The 24,058-nt window shown below is 63.8% G+C and carries 31 protein-coding genes; 18 read left to right on the top strand and 13 right to left on the bottom strand.

The window, feature by feature from the left end:
* Window position 1: 1 nt before the first annotated feature.
* The 6 genes from NKJ80_RS20300 to NKJ80_RS20275 are packed head-to-tail and all read right to left on the bottom strand — an operon-like array spanning window position 2 to window position 5,415.
* The gene (locus tag NKJ80_RS20300) at window positions 2–1,612 is read right to left on the bottom strand and encodes an NTP transferase domain-containing protein (protein ID WP_352498188.1); all 1,611 of its coding nucleotides are present in this window, start codon (window positions 1,610–1,612) and stop codon (window positions 2–4) included.
* Window positions 1,609–2,313 (bottom strand): XdhC family protein, encoded by a 705-nt coding sequence (locus NKJ80_RS20295; RefSeq protein WP_023745984.1) that lies wholly within the window; start codon window positions 2,311–2,313, stop codon window positions 1,609–1,611. Before NKJ80_RS20295 ends, NKJ80_RS20300 begins: the two co-directional genes overlap by 4 nt.
* Before the next feature lie 2 nt (window positions 2,314–2,315).
* Window positions 2,316–2,654: an XdhC family protein gene (locus NKJ80_RS20290; protein ID WP_023734542.1), complete on the bottom strand. Its 339-nt coding sequence runs from the start codon at window positions 2,652–2,654 to the stop codon at window positions 2,316–2,318.
* Between the two features lie 57 nt (window positions 2,655–2,711).
* On the bottom strand, window positions 2,712–3,956 hold the full coding sequence (locus NKJ80_RS20285; protein ID WP_352498187.1) for a vWA domain-containing protein: 1,245 nt from the start codon (window positions 3,954–3,956) through the stop codon (window positions 2,712–2,714).
* A 5-nt stretch (window positions 3,957–3,961) separates the two neighbouring features.
* Complete coding sequence (locus NKJ80_RS20280; RefSeq protein WP_023739379.1) at window positions 3,962–4,891, bottom strand: AAA family ATPase; 930 nt, start codon at window positions 4,889–4,891, stop codon at window positions 3,962–3,964.
* Complete coding sequence (locus NKJ80_RS20275) at window positions 4,888–5,415, bottom strand: flavin reductase (protein ID WP_023700848.1); 528 nt, start codon at window positions 5,413–5,415, stop codon at window positions 4,888–4,890. The genes NKJ80_RS20280 and NKJ80_RS20275 overlap by 4 nt, the downstream gene beginning before the upstream one ends.
* A gap of 180 nt (window positions 5,416–5,595) precedes the next feature.
* Between NKJ80_RS20275 and NKJ80_RS20270 the strand changes: the two genes are divergently transcribed.
* Together NKJ80_RS20270 and NKJ80_RS20265 are read left to right on the top strand one after the other, a co-directional pair.
* A complete protein-coding gene (locus tag NKJ80_RS20270) occupies window positions 5,596–6,666 on the top strand; it encodes a branched-chain amino acid ABC transporter substrate-binding protein (protein WP_352498186.1) in 1,071 nt (356 codons plus the stop codon).
* Window positions 6,666–7,685, top strand: coding sequence for a P1 family peptidase (locus NKJ80_RS20265; RefSeq protein WP_352498185.1), 1,020 nt, complete (start codon window positions 6,666–6,668; stop codon window positions 7,683–7,685). The genes NKJ80_RS20270 and NKJ80_RS20265 overlap by 1 nt, the downstream gene beginning before the upstream one ends.
* Window positions 7,686–7,692: 7 nt before the next feature.
* Here the strand turns inward: NKJ80_RS20265 and NKJ80_RS20260 are convergent, their stop codons facing one another.
* Complete coding sequence (locus NKJ80_RS20260; RefSeq protein ID WP_023669083.1) at window positions 7,693–7,947, bottom strand: DUF2171 domain-containing protein; 255 nt, start codon at window positions 7,945–7,947, stop codon at window positions 7,693–7,695.
* 137 nt (window positions 7,948–8,084) lie between these two features.
* Here NKJ80_RS20260 and NKJ80_RS20255 point away from each other — a divergent pair, with 137 nt between their 5' ends.
* From NKJ80_RS20255 to NKJ80_RS20240, 4 genes are read left to right on the top strand one after another with little or no spacing between them, the layout of a single operon-like run.
* On the top strand, window positions 8,085–8,810 hold the full coding sequence (locus NKJ80_RS20255) for a DUF2259 domain-containing protein (protein ID WP_352498184.1): 726 nt from the start codon (window positions 8,085–8,087) through the stop codon (window positions 8,808–8,810).
* Between the two features lie 56 nt (window positions 8,811–8,866).
* A complete protein-coding gene (locus tag NKJ80_RS20250; RefSeq protein WP_023819439.1) occupies window positions 8,867–9,331 on the top strand; it encodes a hypothetical protein in 465 nt (154 codons plus the stop codon).
* A gap of 59 nt (window positions 9,332–9,390) precedes the next feature.
* A complete protein-coding gene (purB, locus tag NKJ80_RS20245; protein WP_352498183.1) occupies window positions 9,391–10,692 on the top strand; it encodes an adenylosuccinate lyase in 1,302 nt (433 codons plus the stop codon).
* A gap of 8 nt (window positions 10,693–10,700) precedes the next feature.
* Window positions 10,701–11,429 (top strand): metallophosphoesterase family protein, encoded by a 729-nt coding sequence (locus tag NKJ80_RS20240; RefSeq protein WP_023694134.1) that lies wholly within the window; start codon window positions 10,701–10,703, stop codon window positions 11,427–11,429.
* Between the two features lie 15 nt (window positions 11,430–11,444).
* Here the strand turns inward: NKJ80_RS20240 and NKJ80_RS20235 are convergent, their stop codons facing one another.
* A complete protein-coding gene (locus tag NKJ80_RS20235; RefSeq protein ID WP_023694133.1) occupies window positions 11,445–12,260 on the bottom strand; it encodes a VOC family protein in 816 nt (271 codons plus the stop codon).
* Window positions 12,261–12,454: 194 nt separating this feature from the next.
* On the opposite strand from NKJ80_RS20235, the gene NKJ80_RS20230 reads away from it, so the two are divergent.
* Window positions 12,455–13,009, top strand: a complete 555-nt coding sequence (locus tag NKJ80_RS20230; protein WP_023669089.1) for an RBBP9/YdeN family alpha/beta hydrolase — start codon at window positions 12,455–12,457, stop codon at window positions 13,007–13,009.
* A 19-nt stretch (window positions 13,010–13,028) separates the two neighbouring features.
* On the opposite strand, the gene NKJ80_RS20225 is transcribed toward NKJ80_RS20230, so the two are convergent.
* Window positions 13,029–13,802, bottom strand: coding sequence for an HpcH/HpaI aldolase family protein (locus NKJ80_RS20225; protein ID WP_027049516.1), 774 nt, complete (start codon window positions 13,800–13,802; stop codon window positions 13,029–13,031).
* A gap of 126 nt (window positions 13,803–13,928) precedes the next feature.
* On the bottom strand, window positions 13,929–14,249 hold the full coding sequence (locus NKJ80_RS20220) for a DUF1476 domain-containing protein (protein ID WP_023669091.1): 321 nt from the start codon (window positions 14,247–14,249) through the stop codon (window positions 13,929–13,931).
* Between the two features lie 47 nt (window positions 14,250–14,296).
* On the opposite strand from NKJ80_RS20220, the gene NKJ80_RS20215 reads away from it, so the two are divergent.
* The 6 genes from NKJ80_RS20215 (at window position 14,297) to NKJ80_RS20190 (ending at window position 17,420) form a co-directional block, all read left to right on the top strand.
* Window positions 14,297–14,419: a hypothetical protein gene (locus tag NKJ80_RS20215; RefSeq protein WP_280790911.1), complete on the top strand. Its 123-nt coding sequence runs from the start codon at window positions 14,297–14,299 to the stop codon at window positions 14,417–14,419.
* A gap of 105 nt (window positions 14,420–14,524) precedes the next feature.
* On the top strand, window positions 14,525–15,319 hold the full coding sequence (gene purC, locus NKJ80_RS20210) for a phosphoribosylaminoimidazolesuccinocarboxamide synthase (protein WP_013532127.1): 795 nt from the start codon (window positions 14,525–14,527) through the stop codon (window positions 15,317–15,319).
* An 87-nt stretch (window positions 15,320–15,406) separates the two neighbouring features.
* Window positions 15,407–15,649 carry a phosphoribosylformylglycinamidine synthase subunit PurS gene (gene purS / locus NKJ80_RS20205; RefSeq protein WP_023669092.1) on the top strand — a complete coding sequence of 81 codons (243 nt, stop codon included), beginning with the start codon at window positions 15,407–15,409 and terminating at the stop codon, window positions 15,647–15,649.
* Window position 15,650: 1 nt separating this feature from the next.
* The gene (purQ, locus tag NKJ80_RS20200; protein WP_023711489.1) at window positions 15,651–16,319 is read left to right on the top strand and encodes a phosphoribosylformylglycinamidine synthase subunit PurQ; all 669 of its coding nucleotides are present in this window, start codon (window positions 15,651–15,653) and stop codon (window positions 16,317–16,319) included.
* 41 nt (window positions 16,320–16,360) lie between these two features.
* Entirely contained in the window at window positions 16,361–16,771 is a 411-nt protein-coding gene (locus NKJ80_RS20195) for a hypothetical protein (protein ID WP_023697575.1), read from the top strand.
* Between the two features lie 4 nt (window positions 16,772–16,775).
* On the top strand, window positions 16,776–17,420 hold the full coding sequence (locus NKJ80_RS20190; protein WP_023834166.1) for a Pr6Pr family membrane protein: 645 nt from the start codon (window positions 16,776–16,778) through the stop codon (window positions 17,418–17,420).
* Window positions 17,421–17,432: 12 nt separating this feature from the next.
* Here NKJ80_RS20190 and NKJ80_RS20185 read toward each other — a convergent pair whose 3' ends face one another.
* Window positions 17,433–17,678, bottom strand: a complete 246-nt coding sequence (locus tag NKJ80_RS20185; protein WP_023834167.1) for a DUF1127 domain-containing protein — start codon at window positions 17,676–17,678, stop codon at window positions 17,433–17,435.
* A 93-nt stretch (window positions 17,679–17,771) separates the two neighbouring features.
* Here NKJ80_RS20185 and NKJ80_RS20180 point away from each other — a divergent pair, with 93 nt between their 5' ends.
* Window positions 17,772–19,181 (top strand): aminotransferase-like domain-containing protein, encoded by a 1,410-nt coding sequence (locus NKJ80_RS20180; protein WP_023748567.1) that lies wholly within the window; start codon window positions 17,772–17,774, stop codon window positions 19,179–19,181.
* 30 nt (window positions 19,182–19,211) lie between these two features.
* Here the strand turns inward: NKJ80_RS20180 and NKJ80_RS20175 are convergent, their stop codons facing one another.
* The gene (locus NKJ80_RS20175) at window positions 19,212–19,376 is read right to left on the bottom strand and encodes a hypothetical protein (RefSeq protein ID WP_023669098.1); all 165 of its coding nucleotides are present in this window, start codon (window positions 19,374–19,376) and stop codon (window positions 19,212–19,214) included.
* A gap of 188 nt (window positions 19,377–19,564) precedes the next feature.
* Here NKJ80_RS20175 and purL point away from each other — a divergent pair, with 188 nt between their 5' ends.
* The 3 genes from purL to NKJ80_RS20160 all read left to right on the top strand — a co-directional run bounded on the left by purL (window position 19,565) and on the right by NKJ80_RS20160 (window position 22,650).
* Entirely contained in the window at window positions 19,565–21,796 is a 2,232-nt protein-coding gene (gene purL / locus NKJ80_RS20170) for a phosphoribosylformylglycinamidine synthase subunit PurL (RefSeq protein WP_023706459.1), read from the top strand.
* A complete protein-coding gene (locus NKJ80_RS20165) occupies window positions 21,793–22,317 on the top strand; it encodes a hypothetical protein (RefSeq protein ID WP_023706458.1) in 525 nt (174 codons plus the stop codon). The genes purL and NKJ80_RS20165 overlap by 4 nt, the downstream gene beginning before the upstream one ends.
* A gap of 99 nt (window positions 22,318–22,416) precedes the next feature.
* Window positions 22,417–22,650 (top strand): BolA/IbaG family iron-sulfur metabolism protein, encoded by a 234-nt coding sequence (locus tag NKJ80_RS20160; protein ID WP_010909092.1) that lies wholly within the window; start codon window positions 22,417–22,419, stop codon window positions 22,648–22,650.
* A 12-nt stretch (window positions 22,651–22,662) separates the two neighbouring features.
* On the opposite strand, the gene NKJ80_RS20155 is transcribed toward NKJ80_RS20160, so the two are convergent.
* Window positions 22,663–23,472, bottom strand: coding sequence for a phosphodiester glycosidase family protein (locus NKJ80_RS20155; RefSeq protein WP_023706456.1), 810 nt, complete (start codon window positions 23,470–23,472; stop codon window positions 22,663–22,665).
* Window positions 23,473–23,632: 160 nt separating this feature from the next.
* Here NKJ80_RS20155 and grxD point away from each other — a divergent pair, with 160 nt between their 5' ends.
* The gene (gene grxD / locus NKJ80_RS20150; RefSeq protein WP_023669102.1) at window positions 23,633–23,968 is read left to right on the top strand and encodes a Grx4 family monothiol glutaredoxin; all 336 of its coding nucleotides are present in this window, start codon (window positions 23,633–23,635) and stop codon (window positions 23,966–23,968) included.
* Window positions 23,969–24,058 lie beyond the last annotated feature (90 nt).

Raw genomic sequence — 24,058 nt, 5'->3', positions numbered from 1 at the left:
ATCAATCCTGCAGCACGCCGCCGGCTCCTTCCATTGCTTCACGGGTGTCGACATCGATCGACGCGCCGTCGCCGATCTCGACGTCGATGACATCCAGTCCCTCAGCCTCGACCAGATGGCGGGCGCCGGTGTCGCCCTCGAGGTGAGCGATGCCTCCAAACAGCGCGCGTGGCAGCAGCACCGGATTGCCGCGGCGGCCGTCATGGGCGGCACGCACCACTGAGCGGCCGCCGTCCCTACGGAAGGCCTCGATCAACCGGTCGAGATCGGCCGATGAGATACCCGGCATGTCGCCGAGGACGATCATGGCGCCGGCCGCCTCGGCTCCAACGCGGGCAATGCCGGCTTTTAGAGACGAGGAAAGGCCGTCGGCAAAATCCGGATTGTCGGCGAAGATCACGTCGAGGCCGGTCAAGGCTTGGTGCACCCGCTCACGCTGGTGGCCGGTGACGACAACGGTGCTGGTTGCCTTCGAGGCCAGTGCGCGCTCGACTGTCCGGCGCACCAGCGGTTTGCCGTCGAACAGCGCCAGAAGCTTGTTCGGCCCGCCCATGCGGCTGGAGCGACCGGCGGCCAGAAGCACGATCTCGACCTTCAGCCCGGCTCTCGCCGGCAGCGGCTCGCGCGGCTGCGGCCGGGTCGGGATTTCCATCAAGAGGCCGCCAACGCCCATGCCGGCGATGTCCTTGGCGGTGACGTCGAGACCGGCGATCAGCCTGTCGAGCACCCAATCGAAACCGTTCTCCTTGGGGCTGCGGGCGCAACCGGGCGCGCCGATGACGCGCTTGCCGTCGAGCGTGCCCAGCACCAGCAGATTGCCGGGATCGACGGGCATGCCCGCGCGGATCACCGTGCCACCTGCTGCCTCGATCGCCGCCGGAACGACATCGTTGAAATCGCTCATCGCCGAGGCGCCGAAGATCACCACCATGTCGTTGTCGCGCGCCAGCGCGGCGGCGGCCTCGGCGACGGGCGCAATTTCGTGCGGCGTGCGGCGCTCCGTCGTCAGCCGGCCGCCGGAGCGTGCCAGCCGCGCTTCGGTGACGCGTAGCGTCTTGTCGAGCACGCTCGCCTTGATGCCGGGCAGCACCGTCTGGATGACGCCGATGCGCACCGGATGGTAGGCGTTGACGGCGAAGATCTCGCCGCCGGCGCAGATCTTTGTCACCGCATCGACAAGGGCCGAGGCAACGGCGAACGGGATGATCTTGACCGTCGCCACCATCTGGCCCTGCTCAACCGGCGCGTGCTGCGCCAGCGTGGCGATGGTGATGGTCGGGTCGACCGCATTGATGGCGTCGATCATGGCGGCATCGACGGTGAAGAGACCGGCGGCCTTGGCATGGAGGTTGACGCGGCCGGTCGCGGCCGGTTTTGCCTCTATGTTGCGGTGGGCCATGCTGGCAGCAATCTTTTCGGCCGCCGCATCCTCGCTGAGGTCATCGGCGGCAAGCACCGCCACGACGATCTCGGTAATGCCGGCCGCCTTCAGCACCGCCACGTCCTGCGTGCTCAGCCTGTGCGCCTTGCGGAAACGCCGCTCGCCCGCCGTCGTGGCATGCGCCAGCACCGCGCCTTGCGCCTTGTCGATTGGAACCGGACCGAATCTCACGCCGCAGCGCCTTTCGATTCCAGCCCGCGCGAGCGAAAGGCGTGGATCGTCTGCGCGAGGATGGCGACGGCGATCTCGGCCGGGCTCGCCGCGCCAATGTCGATACCGATCGGTGCGTGGATGCGGGCGATCTGGTCGGCGCTGGCGCCGAGCGCCAGCAGGCGCTCGACGCGCCTGGCGTGTGTTTTGCGGCTGCCGAGTGCGCCGACATAGAAACAGTTGGCGTCGAGCGCGGCCTTCAGTGCGAAATCGTCGATCTTCGGATCATGGGTTACGGCGGCGAGCGCCGTATAGCTGTCGAGCGGCTGGCGTTTCAGCACATCCTCCGGCCATTCGGCATGGAGTGCTACATCGGGAAAACGGTCCGGGGTGGCGAAGGCGGTGCGCGGATCGACGATCTCCAGGGGATAGCCGGCGATCCTGGCCATCGGCGCCAGCGCCTGACTGATATGGACGGCGCCGACTACCACCAGGCGCGGCTGCGGCAAATGCGCGTTGAGGAAGAAGGTGCGCCCTTCAGCCTCGACCGAACCGGAATTGCCGGTGCGAAATGCCTTGGCGATCGCTTGCCCGAGATCGCCGGCAACCTGGTCGCCTTCGCGCACGATGCGGTCGCGGCCGTCGCCGAGATCGGTGACCAGGATCGCGGCGCGGCGGGCCCGGCGTTCGGCATTGAGCGTTTTGAGAGCGTAGGGATCCATGCCTAACCAAGCCGCTCCACATAGACCTTGATGCGGCCGCCGCAGGACAGGCCGACCTGCCAGGCGGTTTCGTCGGCAACGCCGAACTCCAGCATTTTGGCCTTGCCGCTATCGATGACGTCGATCGCCTCGCTTACCACGGCGCCCTCGACGCAGCCGCCCGAGACCGAGCCGTGGAAATTGCCTTCGGCGTCGATGACCAGATGACTGCCGACCGGCCTCGGCGCCGAACCCCAGGTCTCGACCACAGTGGCGATGGCAACATCCTTGCCGTCCTTCATCCAACCTTCCGCGATGATCAAGGGGTCGCGGGCCTCATCGAGATAGATGCTGTTGTCCATGATCGCTTGCCTCAAAGTCTGTTTTCTCTGGGAGCCTGTTTTCGGAATCCAATATGGCTATGCGGCGCGCCTGACACCAGCGTCCAGCCAGCGACGCGGATCGACCGAAGCGGCGGATTTCTTGTCCAGCGAGGCGCAGAGGTCGGCCAGCGCATCGAGATTGTGTACCGAGCGGAACTCGTCGACATGAGGCAGCATCGCTCTGACGCCGCGGGCGCGGGCCTCGAAACCGTCGAAGCGCAATAGGGGATTCAGCCAGATCAGCCGCCGGCAGGATTTGTGCAGGCGATCCATCTCCTCCGACAGGCCGGCGACATCGTCGCGCTCCAGCCCGTCGGTGATCAGCAGCACCACCGCACCCTGCCCGAGCACGCGGCGTGACCAGTGCTTGTTGAACTCCGCCAGCGTATCGCCGATGCGGGTGCCGCCCGACCAGTCCTTCACCGCCGCCGAGCAGTCGGCAAGGGCGGCATCGGGGTCGCGATGGCGCATCTGCCGCGTGAGATTGGTCAGCCGCGTGCCGAAGACGAAGGTGTGCACGCGCCGCCGTTTTTCGGTCAGCGCATGCAGAAAGTGCAGGAAGATGCGCGTGTACTGGCTCATCGAACCGGAGATATCGGCGAGAACCACCAGCGGCGGATGCACTTCGCGGGCTGAGCGGAATTTCGGCAGGATCAGTTCGCCGCCGGTGCGCGCGGCCGAGCGCATCATGGCGCGTGGATCGATACGGCGGCCATGCAGGTCTGCCTTGAAGCGTCGGGTACGGACCATGTCGAACGGCAGCTGCAGCCGGGCAATCGCCTTCTTGGCGTCTGCCATCTCGTCGGCATTCATCTGGGCAAAGTCCTTGCCGCGCAGCACTTCATTCCCAGAGAAGGTTAGCCGGGCGTCGACTTCAATCTCCGGGATTTCCCTGACCGGCCGATTCTTCTCGTGGCCTTCGAACATGGCCTGGCTGACGCGGTTTTCTGCCGCGCGCGGCTTTTGCTTCTCCCTGGTGTCGGGCGCCACCGGCGAGAACATCGCCAGAAGTTTCTCGATCAGCTCGCGCGATTTCCAGAACAGCCGGAAGGCTTCGTCGAAAACAGGGTGATCCTCGTGCCGCGACACCAGCACGGCATGCAGCGTCCAGTAGAAATCGTCGCGCGAACCGATGCCGGCTGCCAGCACCGCCTCGATCGCATCCTTGACCGAAGCCGGCCCGACCCGCATGCCGGATTTGCGCAAGGTGCGGGCGAAATAGACGATGTTGTCGGCGATGCGCCCGTCTTCCGTCGCCTCTCTGGGTTCGGGCGCCTTCACTTGCCCTACTCCGCCGCCGCCAGTTCGGCCTTGACCTCGTCGAGGATACGCCGGCCCTCGCCCGCGCCGATGCGGGCAATGTCGTCCTGGTATTTCAGCAAAACGCCGATCGTGTCGGAGACGGTTTCGGGATCGAGCGCCACCTTGTCGAGTTCGGTCAGCGCGCCGGCCCAGTCGATGGTTTCGGCGACGCCCGGCGCCTTGAACAGCTCGACCCGGCGCAGCTTCTGAATGAACGACACCACTTCCGCGGAAAGCCGGCTGTTGGCCTGCGGCACCTTGCGGCGCACGATCTCCAGCTCGCGCTCGGCATTGGGATAGTCGACCCAGTGATAGAGGCAGCGCCGCTTCAGCGCGTCGTGGATTTCCCGCGTGCGGTTGGTGGTGATGATGACGATCGGCGGCTCCTCCGCCTTGATCGTGCCAAGCTCGGGCACCGTCACCTGGAAGTCGGACAGGATTTCGAGCAGGAACGCCTCGAAGGCTTCGTCGGTGCGATCGAGTTCGTCGATCAGGAACACCGGGGCAGCACCCGCCTTGCCCGTCAGCGCATCGAGCACCGGGCGGCGGATCAGGTATTTTTCGGAAAAGACATTGCTCTCCATGGCGGAGCGGTCGACCGAGCCTGCCGCCTCCTCCATGCGGATCTCGATCATCTGCGCGGCGTAGTTCCACTCATAGACGGCGGAGGAGACGTCGAGCCCTTCATAGCATTGCAGGCGGATCAGCCGCCGGCCGAGTGCCTGCGCCAGCACCTTGGCGATCTCGGTCTTGCCGACGCCGGCCTCGCCCTCGAGGAAGAGCGGCCGCTGCATGCGCAGCGACAGGAACAGCACCGTTGCGAGCGAGCGGTCCGCGACATAGTCCGCGCCGGTCAGGAGATCGAGCGTTTCGTCGATCGTCCGCGGCGCGGGGCGCGGTTTCAGCTCGGTCATTCTTTCTCCGTTGCCGCCTCTGCTCCGCTCTGCAGCACGTGGTAGTCGCGGGCGTGGTAGATCAGCGGCCGCAAATTATCGCCCATGCGCAGGCCTGTCACCTTGCCAAAAAGCACACGATGGGTGGCGAGATCCTTGGTGTCCATCAATTCGCAGTCGAAAACCGCAAGAGCGCCCTTCAGGGTAGGCGCGCCCGTCGATATAACATCCCACTCGCCAAGCGCGAAACGCTCATCGGCCGACAGCCCGGTCAGGCCTGAAAACGCCACCGATAGCGGCTGCTGGTGCGAAGCCAGCGTGTTCAGCGCAAACCGGCCGTTTTGCACGAACAGCTCGTTCTTGGCATTCTCGCGGTTGAGACAGACTAGAACCGTCGGCGGCGTGTCCGACACCGAACAGGCGGCAATCACCGTCGTGCCGCGTTTGCCGGCGGGCCCGTCGGTGGTCACCACATGGACGTGGCCGGCAAAATGCGCCATCGCGTCGCGATAGGCCTGAGGCCCTATGTCGTTCAACTTCAACACCGATGATTTTCCATAAGCGGGAATCCAAGCGTTATATATGGCGGCACACAATAGGCCACAAGCGAAGTGGTTGACGCCAATCCGCAAATTCCCGTGTTGCGCCTGGGGCGGGCAGCCTTTAGGTCTTGGCGGAAGAGACGCTGGAAGCATGCGACCGGCACGGAGGAATTCGTCGTCAGAATGCGACCCCTAACAGCTGTAATAGCGGCACTGCTCTGGCTGCTGCCGGCAAGCGCCGGCGCGCAGACTTTGCTTGTCGGCGTCGCCGCACCCCTGTCCGGTCCGTCGGCGATCCTGGGCAAGCAGATCGAGGCGGGTGCTGCCCTGGCAGCAGAAGCCAGCGGCGCCGAGATCAGGACGGTCGACGATGCCTGCACCGCCGATGGCGGGGCTACCGCCGCCAGGGAATTCGCCGCTGCGAAGGTCGATATCGTCGTCGGCTTCCTCTGCACCGAGGCGATCCAGGCGGCGCTGCCGATCCTGAAGGATGCCAACATACCGGTCATCACCGTCGGCGTGCGCACCGAAAGCCTGACCGACCGCCGCGCCAAGACCGGCTGGCCGGTCTATCGGCTGGGGCCGCGCGGCGACGACGAGCGCAATGCCGTGGCCGCCATCCTCACCCGGCTGTGGCAAAGCGAATTGTTCGCCATCGTCGACGACGGCACCATCTATGGCCGCGAAATCGCCGAGACGCTGCGCGCCGCGGCCGAACAGGCGGCGCTGAAGCCGGTCTTCACAGACACGTTCCGGCCCCAGCTCGACAACCAGATCGGGCTGATCGGCCGGCTGAAGAAATCAGGCGCGACGCATGTCTTTGCCGGTGGCGACGGCGACGACATCGCCATTATGGGCCGCGACGCCGGCCAGCTCGAGGCCGGCATCGTCTTTGCCGGCGGCGAGAATTTGCGCACGCCACCCGGCGATGTGCCTTACGCCATCGGCACGCTGATGATCGCGCCGCCGGAATGGGCCGATGTCGCCGATCCCAAGGTGCTGGCGGCGTTTACGGCCAAAAACATCGCGCCGGATGGCTATGCCTTGCCGGCCTATGCGGCGGTGGAGATTGCCAAGACGGCCTCGGCCGCGCCCGAGACCTCGGGCAAGGGGCTGGCCGACGCGCTAACCGGGCATGATTTCACCACCGCGATCGGCCCGCTACGGTTCGACGACAAAGGCGATCTGAGCCAAAACCTCTATCGCGCCTTCCGCTTCGACGGGACGCGTTTCGTGCCGGCGGAGACGAATTGATGTTTCGCACCGGGCCGCGCAATCTGATCACCGATGTCGCCGGCTTGCGCGTCGGCAACGCGTCGGATGCCAGGCTGAAATCGGGCGTCACCACCGTATTGTGCGACGAACCGGCGGTCGGTGGCGTGCAGATCCTCGGCGGCGCGCCGGGCACGCGCGAGACCGACCTGCTCGAACCGCATAATTCCATCGAGGCGGTTCATGCCGTCGTGCTGTCGGGCGGCTCGGCCTTCGGCCTCGACGCCGCCTCCGGCGTTCAGGCAGCGTTGCGTGAAAACGGCATAGGCATCGATGTCGGCGGCTTTCGCGTGCCGATCGTGCCGGCGGCGATCCTGTTTGACCTGCGCAATGGCGGCGACAAGGCTTGGGGGCGTTATCCGCCCTACCGCGACCTCGGCTACGAAGCAGCTCAGGCGGCAACAGTCGACTTTCCGCTCGGCACAATCGGCGCTGGAACCGGCGCGCTAAGCTCCGGGCTGAAGGGCGGCCTCGGCTCGGCCTCGACCGCGCTCGACAGCGGCATCACCATCGGCGCGCTCGCCGCCGCCAACCCGACCGGCTCGGTGACGATTGCGCGTACACGCTATTTCTGGGCGGCACCCTTCGAGATCGGCGATGAGTTCGGAGGCCTCGGCTATCCCTCGCCGATGCCGGACGACGCCAGGCGGATCCTGTTGAAATACCGCGACAAGCGTGTCGGTGGACAAGTCGAGGCCGGTGGTAACACCACCATCGCCGTCATCGCCACCGATGCCGTGCTGACCAAGGCGGCAGCCAAGCGGCTGGCCATTTCAGCGCATGACGGCTTCGTGCGCGCCATCTGGCCGGTGCACACGCCGGCCGACGGCGATCTGGTGTTCGCGCTGGCGACGGGGAAGAGCGGCATAGAACTCAGCGCCGACGATGCCGTCGATTTCTTTGCCACTGCCGGCGCCACCATGGCGCGCGCAATCAGCCGCGGCATCCATGCCGCGACGCCGGCCGAAGGCGACCTGTTTGCGGTGTGGTCGTCGCGCTGATTTTCAGTCAGGTCGGGTCGGACTCTTCTTCCTCGAAGCTGACCGCGACATCCGAATTTGCCGACAGCCAGACTTTCTGGCCCTCGACCTCGGCAAGCAGGCTCAAGGGAATGTAGTGGTGATGCCCCTGATGGGCGCCCTCGCCGCTGTCGGCCTTGGTCAACTTGATCCGCTCGCCATCGACCCTGTCGACGGTGCCGATGTGAACGCCGTCGGCGCCGACCACTTCCATATGCTCGCGAATCTTGCTGGCCTCAGTCATGGGGTGTTCTCCTTTTGAAAGCGATCGACGATAACAAACAGAGGCGAAATTGGATGCATCGCCTTTCGAATAGCACGATGTTTTGACTGTCTCGTGATAGGGAACGATCGAACCACGGCAGGCGGAGCGGAACCCCGATGCGAAATCTCGTCCTGATTGGCGTTTGCCTGCTGGTCCATCTGGCATCCGCCATGGCCGCCCGAGCGGGCGATGTCGCCGAGCTTGAAATCCTCGGCTTCAGCAAGGATGGCGGCGTCTTCGCCTTCGAGGAATACGGTGTGGCAGACGGTTCGGGCTTTCCCTATGCCAATCGCTACTACATCAACACCGCCGACGACACGTTCCTGAAGGGCACGCCAATCCGGGTCCGGCTGGAGGATGAGACCGCCTCGCTCGATACGGCCCGTCAGCAGGCCAGGCAGAAGGGCGAAGCAATCATTGCCCAGGCCGAGCTTACCGCCAACCGCGGCATCACCGCCGGCTTCAACCCGGTGACCGAATTGTCGGCCGACCCGTTCCGCATGGTGGTCAACCCACGGCCGATCTTTTCGCCGGTCGACCCGCCGCTGGAATTCCGGCTGGACGAGATCGGCATGAACGACACCGAAAGCTGCCAGAGCCAGGGCGAGGTCAACGGTTTTCGCCTGCTGCGGATCGAGGCCAGGGATGGCGGCCAGACCCATCTGCTGCATGAGGATAAATCGATCCCGAAAAGCCGTGGCTGCCCGAACGGCTACAGGATCGGCGCGGTGCAGACGTTCTCGATGGACAGCATCAGCGCCTATGCGGTGCTGATCGCAGTGCGCCAATACGGCTTCGAAGGACCGGATTTTCGCTGGATCGCCGTGACCGGACGCCTGTGACATCGCTCGATCAATCCAGTTGGCGCAAGCGCGCCGGAAATCGCGTCAGCCGCGCCATACCATCGACGGGCGCGGCGCTTGTCGGCGCCTTGCTGTGGGCGATGGCCATGGGCGCCAGCGCGCTGACCGGTCTTTGGCTCGACAATTGGGAGACCCCGGAAAAGATCCGCTTCGTCGTCCTGCTGTTTGCGACCGGCGCGGCATTGGCCTTTCCCGTCGGGTTGTTCGCGGCGCGGCTGGTCTCGCTCGACCGGCATTGGGAGGTGGCGTTCGCCGCCGCCTTCGTCTGCCTGCTTGCCACGACGCTCGCCTTCACCGGCGGGTTGTTTGCGCTGCAATACCGCTCCTATTATGCCGAATGGCACGCGGAGGCCTTCACCGCCCGGTGGGCGTTCGAACTGGTCTTCACCTCGCTGACGGCGCTCTACCAGTTCGTGGTGCTGGGTATCAGGCTCTATTTTCCGCTCGGATTCATCGCGCTTGCCGCCGCCAGCGTGTGGTTTGCACGCCAGCAGCGTTGAGCATTCGGTCCGCCTCTGATAGGAGGCGCACTTAACCACCGACATATCAGGACTGACGGATGATCCCTCGCTATTCCCGGCCGGAAATGGTCGCCATCTGGTCGCCGGAAACCCGCTTCCGCATCTGGTTCGAGATCGAGGCCCATGCCTGCGATGCGCTAGCCGAGCTCGGCGTCATCCCCAGAGAAGCCGCCAAAACCATCTGGGAAAAAGGCGGCGCCGCCCAATTCGACGTCGGCAAGATCGACGAGATCGAGGCCGTCACCAAGCACGACGTCATCGCCTTCCTCACCCATCTCACCGAATTCGTCGGGCCGGATGCGCGTTTCATCCACCAGGGCATGACCTCATCGGATGTTCTCGACACCTGCCTTGCGGTGCAGCTCGGCCGCGCCAGCGATATCCTGCTGGCCGACCTCGACGGCCTGCTCGCCGCGCTGAAGCGCCGGGCCTTCGAGCACAAGGACACCGTCACCATCGGCCGCAGCCACGGCATTCATGCCGAGCCGACCACGTTCGGCGTCAAGCTGGCGCAGGCCTATGCCGAGTTCTCACGCTGCCGCGAGCGGCTGGTGCACGCACGGGAGGATATTGCCACCTGCGCCATATCGGGCGCGATCGGCACCTTCGCCAACATCGATCCCTATGTCGAAGAGCATGTGGCGAAAAAGCTTGGGCTGAAGCCGGAGCCGGTGTCGACGCAGGTCATCCCTCGCGACCGCCATGCCATGTTCTTTGCCACGCTCGGCGTCATCGCCTCGTCGGTCGAGCGGCTGGCGACCGAGATCCGCCATCTGCAGCGCACCGAGGTGCTGGAAGCGGAAGAGTATTTTTCGCCGGGCCAGAAGGGCTCGTCGGCAATGCCGCACAAGCGCAACCCGGTGCTGACCGAAAACCTCACCGGCCTTGCCCGCATGGTGCGCTCCATGGCGCTGCCGGCGATGGAGAATGTGGCGCTCTGGCACGAGCGCGACATCTCGCATTCCTCGGTCGAGCGCATGATAGGGCCGGACGCCACGGTAACGCTGGATTTCGCGCTGTCGCGGCTCACCGGCGTCGTCGACAAATTGCTGGTCTATCCCGACAACATGCTGAAGAACATGAACAAGTTCCGTGGCCTTGTGCATTCGCAGCGCGTGCTTTTGGCGCTGACGCAAGCCGGCGTCAGCCGCGAGGATGCCTACCGCCTGGTGCAGCGCAACGCCATGAAGGTATGGGAACATGGCGCTGATTTCCTTGAGGAATTGTTGGCCGACAAGGAAGTCACCGCAGCGCTGCCCGAAGCCGAGATCCGCGAGAAATTCGACCTGGGCTATCACACCAAGCATGTCGACACGATCTTCAAGCGGGTTTTCGGATAGGATCTTCCATGCGGCTGGCTGTCCTTTCCGACATCCATGGGAATCTGCGCGCGCTTGAGGCGGTTCATGCGCAGATCAAAGACGCTTCTCCCGACATCATCGTCAATCTGGGCGATTGTCTCTCCGGGCCGCTATGGCCTGAAGAAACCGCGCAATATCTGATGGCACAGAATTGGCCGACCGTGCGCGGCAATCACGACCGTGTGCTGGTCGAGCCGCCTGCTTCCGGGTTGGAAGACGTCGATGCTTTCACCCACCAATGCCTGTCCCAGGCGTCATTGACCTGGCTCTCCGCATTGCCGGTCACCCTGTCGCCTGCCCAGGACATCCTGCTTTGCCATGGCAGCCCCAGTGACGACGACGTGTTCCTGCTCGAGGAAGACGGAGGCAGCCACTTCCACCCGTCCAATGAAAAGCAGATCAGGCACAAGCTGGGCAGCGCCGGCGCCGGGCTGACCTTGTGCGGCCATACACATACGCCGCGCGTTGTGCGCTTGTCGGACAACCGGACAATCCTCAATCCCGGCAGTGTCGGCGTCCAGGCATTCCCAGGTTTGACTGTGACCGGCAGTCCGGATGCCCGCTATGCCCTTGCCACGCGCAAGGACAGACAATGGTCGTTCAGCCATCATACGGTCAGCTATGACTGGACCGAGGCGTCCACCCGCGCGACAGCCACCGGCTTCGACAGCTGGGCGCATGGGCTGCTGACGGGCTACGCCGCCACTTCCTTGTAAGAACCGAGCGGGCGCTCAGCCGGCGGCGCCCGGCACGGTGCGGATAACCGTGCCCCACGGATCTTCCCGCGTGGTTTCAGCGGTTGTCTTGTCCGACCGCATCTCGACCCAGGCCAGACCCGAGCGGGACGGATCGCGGCGGCCGGCGCCGGCGCTGTGCCACGAATTGCCACCGATATGATGGTGGTAGCCTCCCGACGACAGGAACACCGCCTGCCCTCCATACTTAGCGACCGTGTCGAAGCCAAATTCGTCGTGCCACCAGGCCTCGGCATCTTCCGGCCGGCCGACGCGCAGATGGACATGGCCGATAATGCTGTTTTGCGGCGCGCCCTGCCAGCCGGCGTCACCGGCCGGCACGCTGCCAACCACGGCGGCCAGATTCAGCCGCTCGGTCGCCATGGCGATCTTGTCGCCGTTCCACTTCCACTCCTGCGGCAGACGGTCCCTATAGACTTCAATGCCGTTGCCTTCGGGGTCGGTCAGGTACAAAGCCTCGCTGACCAGATGGTCGGAGGCGCCCTCGATGCGGATCTTGTTGGCGGCGGCATGGTTTATCCAACGGCCGAGATCGGCGCGGCTGGGCAGAAGGAAAGCGGTGTGGAAAAGGCCGGCGCTGCGCGGATCGTCGGGCTTGGCCGCTGCGTCAGGCTCGATGACCAGCAGCGGGCGCTCGGCAGCGCCCAGCGTGATGGCGCCATCGGCGCGGCTCAATTCCTGCAGGCCGACAACAGCCCGGTAGTAATCGGCAAGTCCTTCGGCGTCGCGCGCCTTCAGGCCCACGCGTGACACGCTGACGGGGGTCGTCGCGGCAAAAGGCAGTTCGCTCATAAAACTCTCCGTTCAGCGCGTTATCCCAGGCCGCGCCACCAGTCTATTCTGTTGTCCATCTCTTCCTGCCTCAAATCGTCGATCCTGATCGTTCACACAAGATGGAAAGAATCGAACAGGTTGTTCACGATTGTGATGCACCGCATGCGTCAGCGCGGGTTGCACGAGACACGGCCGCTCGCTATCTCAGCGCCATGAAAGTCAAAGACGCAGATATTCTGATCGTGCCGGGCTACACCAATTCCGGCCCCGAACACTGGCAGACACGCTGGCAGTCGAAACTATCGACGGCGCGTCGGGTCGAACAGGCGGAGTGGTCGAAGCCGGTGCGCGAGGACTGGACGGCGAGCGTGGCGAACGCTGTCAACGAGGCCGAGCGGCCGGTGGTGATCGTTGCCCATTCGCTCGGTGTGGCGGCCGCGGTGCAGGCCATTCCGCAGTTCAGGAAGCCGGTCGCCGGCGCGTTTTTTGTCGCGCCGCCCGACGTCGCCAACCCGGAGATAAGGCCGCGTCACCTGATGACCTTTGGCCCCTATGCGCGCGAACCGCTGCCCTTCCCGTCCATCGTCATCGCCAGCCGCAACGATCCGTTCTGCGCCTTCGAGGTTGCCGAGGACATTGCCGGCGCCTGGGGTTCGCTGTTCATCGATGCCGGCGAAACCGGTCACCTCAATGAGGATGCCGGCTTCGGCCCTTGGCCGGAAGGGTCGATGACCTTCGCCAAGTTCCTGACCGACCTCAAGGCCTGACCGGGCAAGGCACAACGCCTCAGCCCTTTATCGAATCGTTCATGCTTTTGATGAGTGTCTTTGCGCCGAGCGAAATCAGCGCATGGTCCGAGCCCATCGCCAGCAGCCGGTAGCCCATCGCCACGACGCGGCCGGCAATCATTGGCTCAACGACGTAGATCGCCGCATGCTTGCCCGCCTTGCGCGTCCGCTCGGCGATGGAGGCGACGGTTTCCATCATGCTTTCCAGCGTCGAATTGACGGTGGCGCCATTCGACCAGGCGATGGAGAAATCCGATGGGCCGAGGAAGATGCCGTCAATGCCCGGCGTGTCGAGGATGCCGTCCAGCGCATCGAGTGCGGCGCGCGTTTCGACCATGGCAAAGGCCATGGTGCGTTGATTGGTGTCGCGCAGCCATTCGGCGTGGTCGCCTTTGCCATGGCGCGGAAAAGCATAGGTCGGGCCCCAGGAGCGCTCGCCCATCGGCGGATATTTCATCGCCGCGGCAAAGAGTTTTGCATCGGCCACCGAATTCACCATCGGCGCAATCACCGCCTCGGCGCCGAAATCGAGGGCGCGGCTGGCCATGTCGAAGCGGCCGACCGGAATGCGCACCAGCGCCGGCTTGTTGGCGGCCAGCACCGGCACCAGCCCGCGCAGGACCGAGTCCTCGTGGTGTCCGCCATGCTGCATATCGAGGGTGACGGCGTCAAAACCCTGCTTGGCGATGATTTCGACCGTCAAAGCGTCCGGAACGCCGGACCAGGCGGTGAACAGCGTTTCATCCGCCGCCAGGCGTGACTTCAGGGACATGGTGCTTTCCTCGTTGGGTAGAGCCTTGTAACAGGCCCACGCACAGTTTCAGCCGGAAAAGGCTGAAAAGGCAAAGAAAAACCGCCCGGCTGGACCGGGCGGTCGATTGGTCCAGCGCTACTCGCTCTAGGTGTTCTTGATCTGCTCGATCGCCTGCGCCATCAGTTCGTCCATGGTGCGGCGGATCTGGTGATCCGACTGGTCGACGCCGGCGGCGTCGAAATCCTTGCGGATCTTGCGGAATACGTCGTGATCGCCGGCTTCCTCGATATCGGAAACCACAACTTCCTTGGCATAGGCGTCGGCGTCAGTGCCGGATTTGCCCAGCTTTTCGGCGGCCCACAGACCGAGCGCCTTGTTGCGGCGTGCGGAAGCCTTGAAGCGAAGTTCTTCGTCGAAGGCGAATTTGCGCTCAAAACCCTCTTCGCGGTCTTTCATGCTGCTCATGGCTTCCCTCCGATGAAATCGATTCGCGTTGGCGATGGATATGTGTGTTGCCGCAGCACAAACCAAAAGGGCGCGGGCCGGTCAATATGCTACATCACTTGCTGCGCTGCGGCATTTCATTCCTGAAAGCGGTCGATGGAAAGGATTTGCCGATTGAGCAAACGCTGTGATTGGGATAGACCCGGCATTGAACCCCACCCGTCGCCGCACCAATTTAGGCAGACGGACAGGAACTGGTCGCTTGCCGCCTGCCCGCAAATCCAGAGAAAAATCAGATGAAAAATCGCCGCCGCATTTATGAAGGCAAGGCCAAGATCCTGTATGAAGGACCGGAACCGGGCACACTTATCCAGTTCTTCAAGGATGATGCGACCGCATTCAACAAGAAGAAACATGAGGTCATCGACGGCAAGGGTGTGCTCAACAACCGCATTTCCGAGTACATCTTCAACCATCTGAACCGCATGGGCATTCCGACCCACTTCATCCGCCGGCTCAACATGCGCGAGCAGCTGATCAAGGAAGTCGAGATCATTCCGCTCGAAGTGGTGGTGCGCAATGTCGCCGCCGGCTCGCTGTCCAAGCGCCTCGGCATCGAGGAAGGCACCGTTCTGCCGCGCTCGATCATCGAATTCTATTACAAGGCCGATGCGCTCGACGATCCGATGGTGTCGGAAGAGCACATCACCGCTTTCGGCTGGGCAAGCCCGCAGGAGATCGACGACGTCATGGCGCTGGCCATCCGCGTCAACGACTTCCTCTCCGGCCTGTTCATGGGTGTCGGCATCCAGCTCGTCGATTTCAAGATCGAATGCGGCCGCCTGTTCGAGGGCGACATGATGCGCATCGTCGTTGCCGACGAGATCTCGCCGGATTCGTGCCGGCTGTGGGACGTGGCAACGCAGGACAAGCTCGACAAGGACCGTTTCCGCCGCGATATGGGCGGCCTCGTCGAAGCCTATCAGGAAGTTGCCCGCCGCCTTGGCATCATGAACGAGAACGAGCCGCCGCGCCCGACCGGCCCGGTGCTCGTCGCCTCGACCGATGGCCTCAAAGGCAAGCCGCACTAAGTCTTCATTTCTTGACGCGATTCCGGACGAAAACCGCTTCAGACTTTTCCTGGAATTGCTAAGTCTTCGAACAGGAACCTGTCCAGCATGATCAAGGCCCGCATCACCGTCACCCTCAAGAACGGCGTGCTCGACCCGCAGGGAAAAGCCATAGAGCACGCTCTGTCCGGACTGGGGTTCGGCGGCGTCGGCCAGGTGCGGCAGGGCAAGGTCTTCGACCTCGAGCTCTCAGAGACCGACAAGGCCAAGGCCGAAGCCGATCTGAAAGCCATGTGCGACAAGCTGCTGGCGAACACAGTGATCGAGAATTACGCGGTGGAGATCGCTTGATATGAAATCAGCTGTCGTTCTTCTCCCCGGCCTCAACCGCGACCGCGACATGATTGCGGCGCTGACCAAGATCTCCGGGCAGGCGCCGGCGACCGTCTGGCAGACCGACACCGAAATCCCTGATGTGGACCTGATCGCCATTCCCGGCGGCTTCTCGTTCGGCGACTATCTGCGTTGCGGCGCCATTGCCGCGCGCATGCCGGTCATGCGGGCGGTGGCGGAAAAGGCGGCCAAGGGCGTCATGGTCATCGGCGTCTGCAACGGCTTCCAGATCCTGGTCGAGGCTGGCCTTTTGCCCGGCGCGCTGATGCGCAATGCCTCGCTGAAATTCGTCTGCCGAGAGGTGAAGCTCGAAATCGCCAACGCCAACACCATGTTCACCCGCCGCTACCAGCCGGGTCAGATCATCCGCACGCCGGTGGCGCATCACGACGGCAATTATTTCGCCGACGCCGACACGCTTGCCCGTCTCGAAGGCGAAGGACAGGTGGTGTTTCGCTATGCCGAGGGCAGCAATCCCAATGGCTCGATGAACGACATTGCCGGTATCGTCAGCGAGAAGGGCAATGTGCTCGGCCTGATGCCGCATCCCGAAAACCTGATCGAGGCAGCGCATGGCGGAAGCGACGGCCGCGCCCTGTTCGAAGGCGCGCTCGGCATCGCCGCCTGATATCTCTTCGAATTCCTTTCAAAACGCGGGGGCGGTTGACCATGAGACTGATGATTGTTCGCCTAGGTCCCCTGGCTGCTGCCGGCTTGGCGTTGGCGTCCTGCCAGTCCAGCCCGAAGAGCGCGCCGGTCCCCACGGGCAAGAGCGCTTCGCTGCTGGCCATGGAACAGGTAGCGATATCGGCCCACAAATGCTGGATCGCCAGCAAGGATCCCGCCTTCAAATCCTATCAGATGGCCAATGAGCTGAATTCGTTCAGCGGCACGCCCCGCTTCCTGCTGGTGCCGGCCAAGCATTATGGCGGCAAGCCGCTGCTGGTCGTCCAGGCGCAAGGCAATTCCAGCCGCGTCGACGTGTTCGGTCCGCTGATGGACGATCCGCTCGGCGCGCGCATCGGATCCGACATTGCGCGCTGGCAAACGGGCAACCCCTCCTGCAACGCGGCCGCCTGACGCCATGGGCCGCTTCCTGCAGTTTGCGGGATTGGTCATAGGTCTGGCCGGGCTTGTCCTGCAAGCGTGCATCACCATCCCGGCATCGATGGAGGCCGGCCGCAGTTTTCTCGGCTCCATCGTCTTTCTGTTCAGCTTCTTCACCATCCTGACCAACATCGGTGCGGTGCTGGTCCATGTCTCGCTGCTGTCGCCTTCGGGCTACGCCTGGCTGCCCGCCTTTGCCGGACCGCGGATGCGGGCCGGCGTCGCCGTGTCCATCGCGCTTGTCTTCATCGTCTATGCGACGGTTCTGGCGCAGCTCTGGCAGCCGCAGGGGCTGTTCCTGCTCTGTGACGTGCTGCTGCACTATGTGACGCCGGTGCTGTTCGTGCTGTGGTGGCTTGTTGCAGGCGCTGACGGCAGGACACGCTGGAGCGACATTTCGTGGTGGATGGCCTATCCGATCGCCTATCTCGCCTATGCGCTGGCGCGCGCACCGATCGCAGGCGAAGTGCCCTACCCGTTCCTCGACGTTGCGAAAAACGGCGCGGCCAACGTCGCCCTTGCGGCGCTGGCCGTCACCGGTGTTTTCCTGGTGCTGTGCATCCTCGCCGTGCTTGCCGATAAGGGCGTCTCACGCCTCAGGGCTCCGGGCACACGCCGCTGACCAGACTACAAGTTAGTCCCAGAATCGCCTGATGCCTTCGCGGTGAGCGTCGTCACGCGACACACCGATGTCCCTGAGCTGCTCGTCGGTCATTTCGAGCAAAGCCAGGCGGCCGCGACGGCGCTCGATCAGCACGTCGATCCATCGCGCCAGCGATCTGACCACATGCACGATCCGGCCGACAAAGCCTCGCCGGCTGGACGGGCAAGGCCCGACCAATTCAATGCCCGCGCAGCGAATTGTCTCGATTGTATCCATTGTCTTTCTGCCAACCTTGCAAATTGTACCCATCTTGGTACGGTTCTGATATGCATTGACACCCGATCTGGTGCAATATACAGAATTGTCACCATGACAAATTGGCTCCCTGACCTCACCATCGGTTCCGGCCCGCTTTACCAGCGCCTTGCCGACAGCATCGAGTCGGACATCGACAAGGGCGTCATCGATGCCGGGGCAAAATTGCCGCCGCAGCGCGATCTCGCCTATGATATCGGCACGACGGTCGGCACGATCGGCCGAGCCTATCAGCTGCTGCGCGAGCGCGGCCTGGTGAGCGGCGAAGTCGGTCGCGGGACCTATGTGCTGGCGCAGCAATCGGAAGCGTCACCCGAATTCGCCGAGCCTGCCGTGCAAGGCACGCGCTATGTCGATGCGCCGCCCGGCAAACTGCGTTTCGACAGCACTGCCGCGCCCGACATCGGCCAGGGCGCCATTGTCGCTGACATGCTCTCGCGCACGGTGCAGGAACACCCGCACGAGATTTCGAGCTACACCAGGGATTTTCCGGAGCGCTGGTTCGAGGCCGGCGCCCGGTGGCTGTCGCGCAATTCGTTCCGTCCGGCGGCCGACACCATCGTTCCCACGCTTGGCACGCATGCCGCGGTGATGGCGGCGATTGCGGCACTGACCACGCCGGGCGACTATGTCGTCTTCGAGCACCTCACCTATTCGCAGATCGCCCGCAGCGCCGGGCTGATCGGGCGGCGCATAGCACTGGTGGCATCGGACGAAGAAGGCCTCGATCCCGAGGATTTCGAACGCGTCTGCGCGCAGAAGCACCCGAAGATGATCTTCCTGATGCCGACGGTGCAGAACCCGACGCTGGCGATCCTGTCGGTTTCGCGCCGCGAGGCGATCGCCCGCGTCGCGCGCGCGTACAATGTCATCGTCATCGAGGACGATCTCTATGGCGGCCTGACCGAAGATCCGACGCCGCTCATCGCCGAATATGCGCCCGAGCGCACCATTGTCGCCGGCGGTCTGTCGAAATCGGTCGCGGCAGGTGTTCGCGGCGGCTGGCTCTCCTGCCCGCCCGCCTATCGCCATCGCATCCGCGTCGCCCACAAGATGATGACCGGCGGAATGCCGTTCCTGCTGGCGGAGGTGAATGCGCGGCTGGTGCTGTCAGGGCAGGCTGGCGATATCCGCAAACGCAGCATTGCCGAAATTGCCGCCCGGATCGCCATCGTGCGCGAGACACTGGCCGGTTTCGCCTTCAAGTCACACGGCAGCGTGCCCTTCGTCTGGCTGACGCTGCCCGATCCCTGGCTGTCCGGCACTTTCAGGAGCGCATGCCTCGAAAATGGCGTGCTCCTCGACGACGAGGACGAGTTCAAGGCGGGGCGTTCCGAGCAGGTTTTTCACGGCGTGCGTTTCGGCGTCTCGCAGCCAAGGCGGCGCGAGGACATCACCGGCGGCGTCGCGGTGATCCGGCGGCTGCTGGAGGAAGGCCGCGCCGGCTACGACAGTTCGTCCTGACTCGATCCTCCTGTATCCCGATCTTCAGGTTCAGCCCTCTGCCTTGAAGTTTTTGGCTTCCTTCGCGCCCTTGTCCTTGCCGTGCTTCTCGGCCAGGTCCTTGGCCTGCTTGGGCGAAACGTCGGTGGTCTCGGCAATATGCATGGCCTCCTTGTCGGAGAGGCGATTGTCTTTCTTGCCTTGCTTGGTGGCCATGTCGAAATCTCCTGATTGGTTTGAGGCCTAACGGCCGGGATGCCATAGCGTTCCCCAGCGGCTCCCCGCTACCATCGTCGCCCTGTGGTTTTCCGGCGTTTTTCGTCATCCAATGGGGTGTATCACGCCAAAGCTTGCGATATGAGGGGACTCAAATTCCCCTCTCCCATGGACATCAATCGCCGCCCATGACCATTTCCAATTCCGTGCCGATCACCCCGGAACTCATAGCCGCGCATGGGCTGAAGCCCGACGAATACCAGCGCATCCTCGATCTGGTCGGGCGCGAACCGAGCTTTACCGAACTCGGCATCTTCTCGGCGATGTGGAATGAGCACTGCTCCTACAAATCCTCGAAGAAATGGCTGCGCACGCTGCCGACCACCGGGCCGCAGGTCATCCAGGGTCCGGGCGAGAACGCCGGCGTGGTCGATATCGGCGACGGCGACTGCGTCGTCTTCAAGATGGAGAGCCACAACCATCCCTCCTACATCGAGCCCTACCAGGGTGCGGCGACCGGCGTCGGCGGCATATTGCGCGACGTCTTCACCATGGGCGCGCGGCCGATTGCGGCGATGAACGCTTTGCGCTTCGGCGCACCGGACCATCCCAAGACCAGGCACCTGGTCAGCGGCGTGGTTTCCGGCGTCGGAGGATACGGCAACGCCTTTGGCGTGCCGACCGTCGGCGGCGAGGTCAATTTCGACGCCCGCTACAACGGCAACATCCTGGTCAACGCCTTTGCCGCGGGCCTCGCCAAGACCGATGCGATCTTCCTGTCGGAAGCCAAGGGCGTCGGCCTGCCGGTCGTCTATCTCGGCGCCAAGACCGGGCGCGACGGCGTCGGCGGCGCCACGATGGCCTCGGCCGAGTTCGACGACAAGATCGACGAGAAGCGCCCGACCGTGCAGGTCGGCGATCCCTTCACCGAAAAATGCCTGCTCGAAGCCTGTCTTGAGCTGATGGCGTCTGGCGCCGTCATCGCCATCCAGGACATGGGTGCGGCCGGCCTCACCTGTTCGGCGGTCGAGATGGGCGCCAAGGGCGACCTCGGCATCGAGCTTCACCTCGACCAGGTGCCGGTGCGCGAAGAGCGCATGAGTGCCTATGAGATGATGCTGTCGGAGAGTCAGGAGCGCATGCTGATGGTGCTGCGCCCCGAGAAGGAAAAGGAAGCCGAGGCGATCTTCCACAAATGGGGCCTCGACTTCGCTATCGTCGGCAAGACCACCGACGATCTGCGTTTCCGCGTCATCCATCAGGGCGACGAGGTCGCCAATCTGCCGATCAAGGACCTTGGCGACAAGGCGCCGGAATATGACCGCCCCTGGGTCGAGCCGAAGAAGCCGGCGGCGCTCGCAGCCGGCGATGCGCCGAAGGCCGACGTTGCCGATGCGCTGTTGAAACTGCTCGGCGGGCCGAACCTGTCGTCGCGCCGCTGGGTGTGGGAGCAGTACGACACGCTGATCCAGGGCAATTCGCTGCAGCTTCCCGGCGGCGACGCCGGCGTGGTGCGCGTCGAAGGCCATCCGACCAAGGCGCTCGCCTTCTCCTCCGACGTCACGCCGCGCTATTGCGAGGCCGACCCGTACGAAGGCGGCAAGCAGGCGGTGGCCGAATGCTGGCGCAACCTCACCGCCACCGGCGCGCTGCCGCTGGCGGCCACCGACAACCTCAATTTCGGCAATCCGGAACGGCCTGAGATCATGGGCCAACTGGTCGGCGCGGTGAAAGGCATTGGCGATGCCTGCCGGGCGCTCGGCTTCCCGATCGTGTCGGGCAATGTCTCGCTCTACAACGAAACCAATGGCCAAGGTATCCTGCCGACGCCGACCATCGGCGGCGTGGGGCTGATTGCCGACTGGTCGAAGATGACCCGTATCGGCTTTGCCGCCGAGGGCCAGATGATCCTGCTGGTCGGCGCGCCCCCAAGCTGGGGCAGCCATCTCGGCCAGTCCGCCTATTTCAGAGACATTCACGGTCGGACCGACGGGCCGCCGCCACCCGTCGACCTCGCCCATGAAAAGCGCGTCGGCGACCACGTGCGCGCGCTGATCGCGTCGGGCGTCGTGACCGCGGCGCATGACCTTTCCGATGGCGGCCTGGCGATAGCCCTGGCCGAAATGGCGATGGCGTCCGGCATCGGCGCCACCATTCCGGGGCTCGCCGGCACCGACCCGATCCCGGTCTGGTTCGGCGAGGACCAGGGCCGCTACCTCCTGACGCTGTCCGTCGATCCGCAGAGCAAGGAATGGGACGCCATCCGCGACGAACAGAGCAGGCTCGGCATCTTTGCGCCATGGATCGGCTCGACCGGTGGAAACGAAGTGAAGCTCGGCGATGCCAGGGCGATCCCGGTCAGCGAATTGACCGCTGCCCACGAAGGCTGGTTCCCGAACTTCATGGACAAGTCCAGTTGACCAGCCTGGCAGCCCGGACGCTGATCGCAGTCGTCTTCTGGCCGTCGCTGTTCTTCTTCTGGTTCCTCGGGCCGTTCGTCTTTTTCCTGCTGTCGACGACCTCGAGCGAGGTCTGTCCGCTGCTGGAAAGGCGTGACCAGTTCCTTGAGGCGGCCAATGGCACACTGCAGATGCTGGCCTTGCAAAGTCTGATCTATGCGATCCCCATCGTCTGCCTGGTGCTGTGGAGCCGCCTTTTGCCGAACCCGGCGCGCGCAAGGCATGTCGCCACCTGCATCAAGCTATTTGCCATTGCGGTCATTACCGGCGCGCTGTGGGAATACGGGTCATCGCTGATCTGCGACGGCTATGGCCAACCATTCTTTTCGCCCTTGTGGCAGATGACCAGCTATCTCCCGATTATCACCCTGGCGCTCAACATCCCGCTCTATGTCCTGGTGTTCAGCCTTGGCCGGGGGTTCTCGACCCGCGACGACATTACAGAAGATGGTGTGGTTCACCCGCGGCAGGATGGCCCTTAGACACTGCGTCGCCGACAGAACGGCTTCAACCCGGACCAGAAAGGCTTTAGGCTGCCGTCCGAGTCACTCGTGCCTAGCCGCCCAGAACAGGATTTTGCCATGGCAATGGATGCCCACGACATCGAAAAACTGATCAAGGACGGCATTCCGGACGCCAAGGTGACGATCCGCGACCTCGCCGGTGACGGCGATCACTATGCAGCCGAAGTGGTGGCCGAAAGCTTCCGCGGAAAGAGCCGCGTCCAGCAGCACCAGATGGTCTATGATGCGCTGAAGGGCAATATGGGCGGCGTGCTGCACGCGCTGGCGTTGCAGACCAGTGTGCCGGACTGACGCCAGGCTGGCCTAGCGCGTCGGCGGCTGGCTTGCCAACACGGCAATGATCGGCCCTGCCGGATATCTTCCGCCGACAATCATCCTGTCGCCATCCGACAGCGCGGAGACCGCGCCGTCGAGGAACAGCGCGTTGCGGCATTGTAGCGCGTCGCGAAACAGCCGCGCAAAGCTGCCGAAACTTACCTCAGACCGCGAGATCGCCAGCAAAACGGTGTTTTCATCGCGCACGCCGACGCCGTTGCGGACGTAGCGCGAGGTTCCGTTCGGCTCGAAGCGTGGATGAATCTGGCCATCGATCACCAGCATCGGGCCCGACTGCGTGGCGAAGGCGACATCGGGTTTGGCGGCGGCATAGGCGTTGCTTTCCATGACAGCCGCCTTGCCGTCCTTACCGACCAGAAAGACGCCGTTCGGCTTCAGGAAGAAATTACCTTCGCTATCGGCAAGGTTGAGCGGCGACTTTTCGCTGCCGTTCTCGACCAGCAGGCCGACCGGCGACAAATCCTCGTGATACATGCCGCCATTCATGGCGAGCAGCACCGGCCTCCCCTCGCCCGCAACCGCCTTGCCGAAGGCCTCCAGCGAGCCGAAGGGCTTGCCGTCGGCACCGACGTGAAAGACAGCGAGGTTGTAGGTCCGCAGGTCGACCGTGCAGACGACATAGGTCACCGCCTCGAAGGCGACATTCCGGCAAGGCGCGGGCAGGTCACCGCCAATGACCAGCGGCGGCGGCTCCGGGCGTCTCGGCCACCAGACAACGGCAATCGCGGCCAGCAGGATGGCGATCAGAAGGGCGGCGCCATATCGTCTTTTCATCATGTCCCGGAGGCTGCAATCGGCAGGGATGCTTGGCCCAAGACAGGCGATCCTTTGCGCCATTTCCGCGACGGCGGCGCAAACATCTTGTTTCGGCCCATCTATGGGTTTATTTGATGGCTATGCTTCGAGCCTGACTCCCACAGGCGTGAAAGGATATCTCATGAGCGGCATCAACGACTACATCGACAGCGAAGTGAAGGGCAACGACGTCGTCCTTTTCATGAAGGGCACGCCCGGTTTTCCGCAGTGCGGCTTTTCCGGCCAGGTCGTCCAGATCCTCGATTACATCGGCGCCGACTACAAGGGCGTCGACGTGCTGACCTCGGCCGAACTGCGCCAAGGCATCAAGGAATATTCGAACTGGCCGACGATCCCGCAGCTTTACGTCAAGGGCGAATTCGTCGGCGGCTGCGACATCATCCGCGAAATGTTCCAGGCGGGCGAGCTGCAGACGTTGCTCGTCGACAAGGGCGTCAGCGTCAAAGCGACAGCCTGATTCTGAGTTGAGACGGGGCAGCCCCGCCCCGGCAAAATGTTACCTCCCCCTATCGGAGTGAGGACGAACTTATGCGCCGGCATGCCGGCG

It is taken from the genome of Mesorhizobium sp. M0030, from assembly GCF_040323695.1.
Taxonomy (GTDB): domain Bacteria; phylum Pseudomonadota; class Alphaproteobacteria; order Rhizobiales; family Rhizobiaceae; genus Mesorhizobium.
The sequence above is the reverse complement of the archived record's forward strand: the minus strand, read 5'-3'. Positions and strand labels throughout refer to the sequence as shown.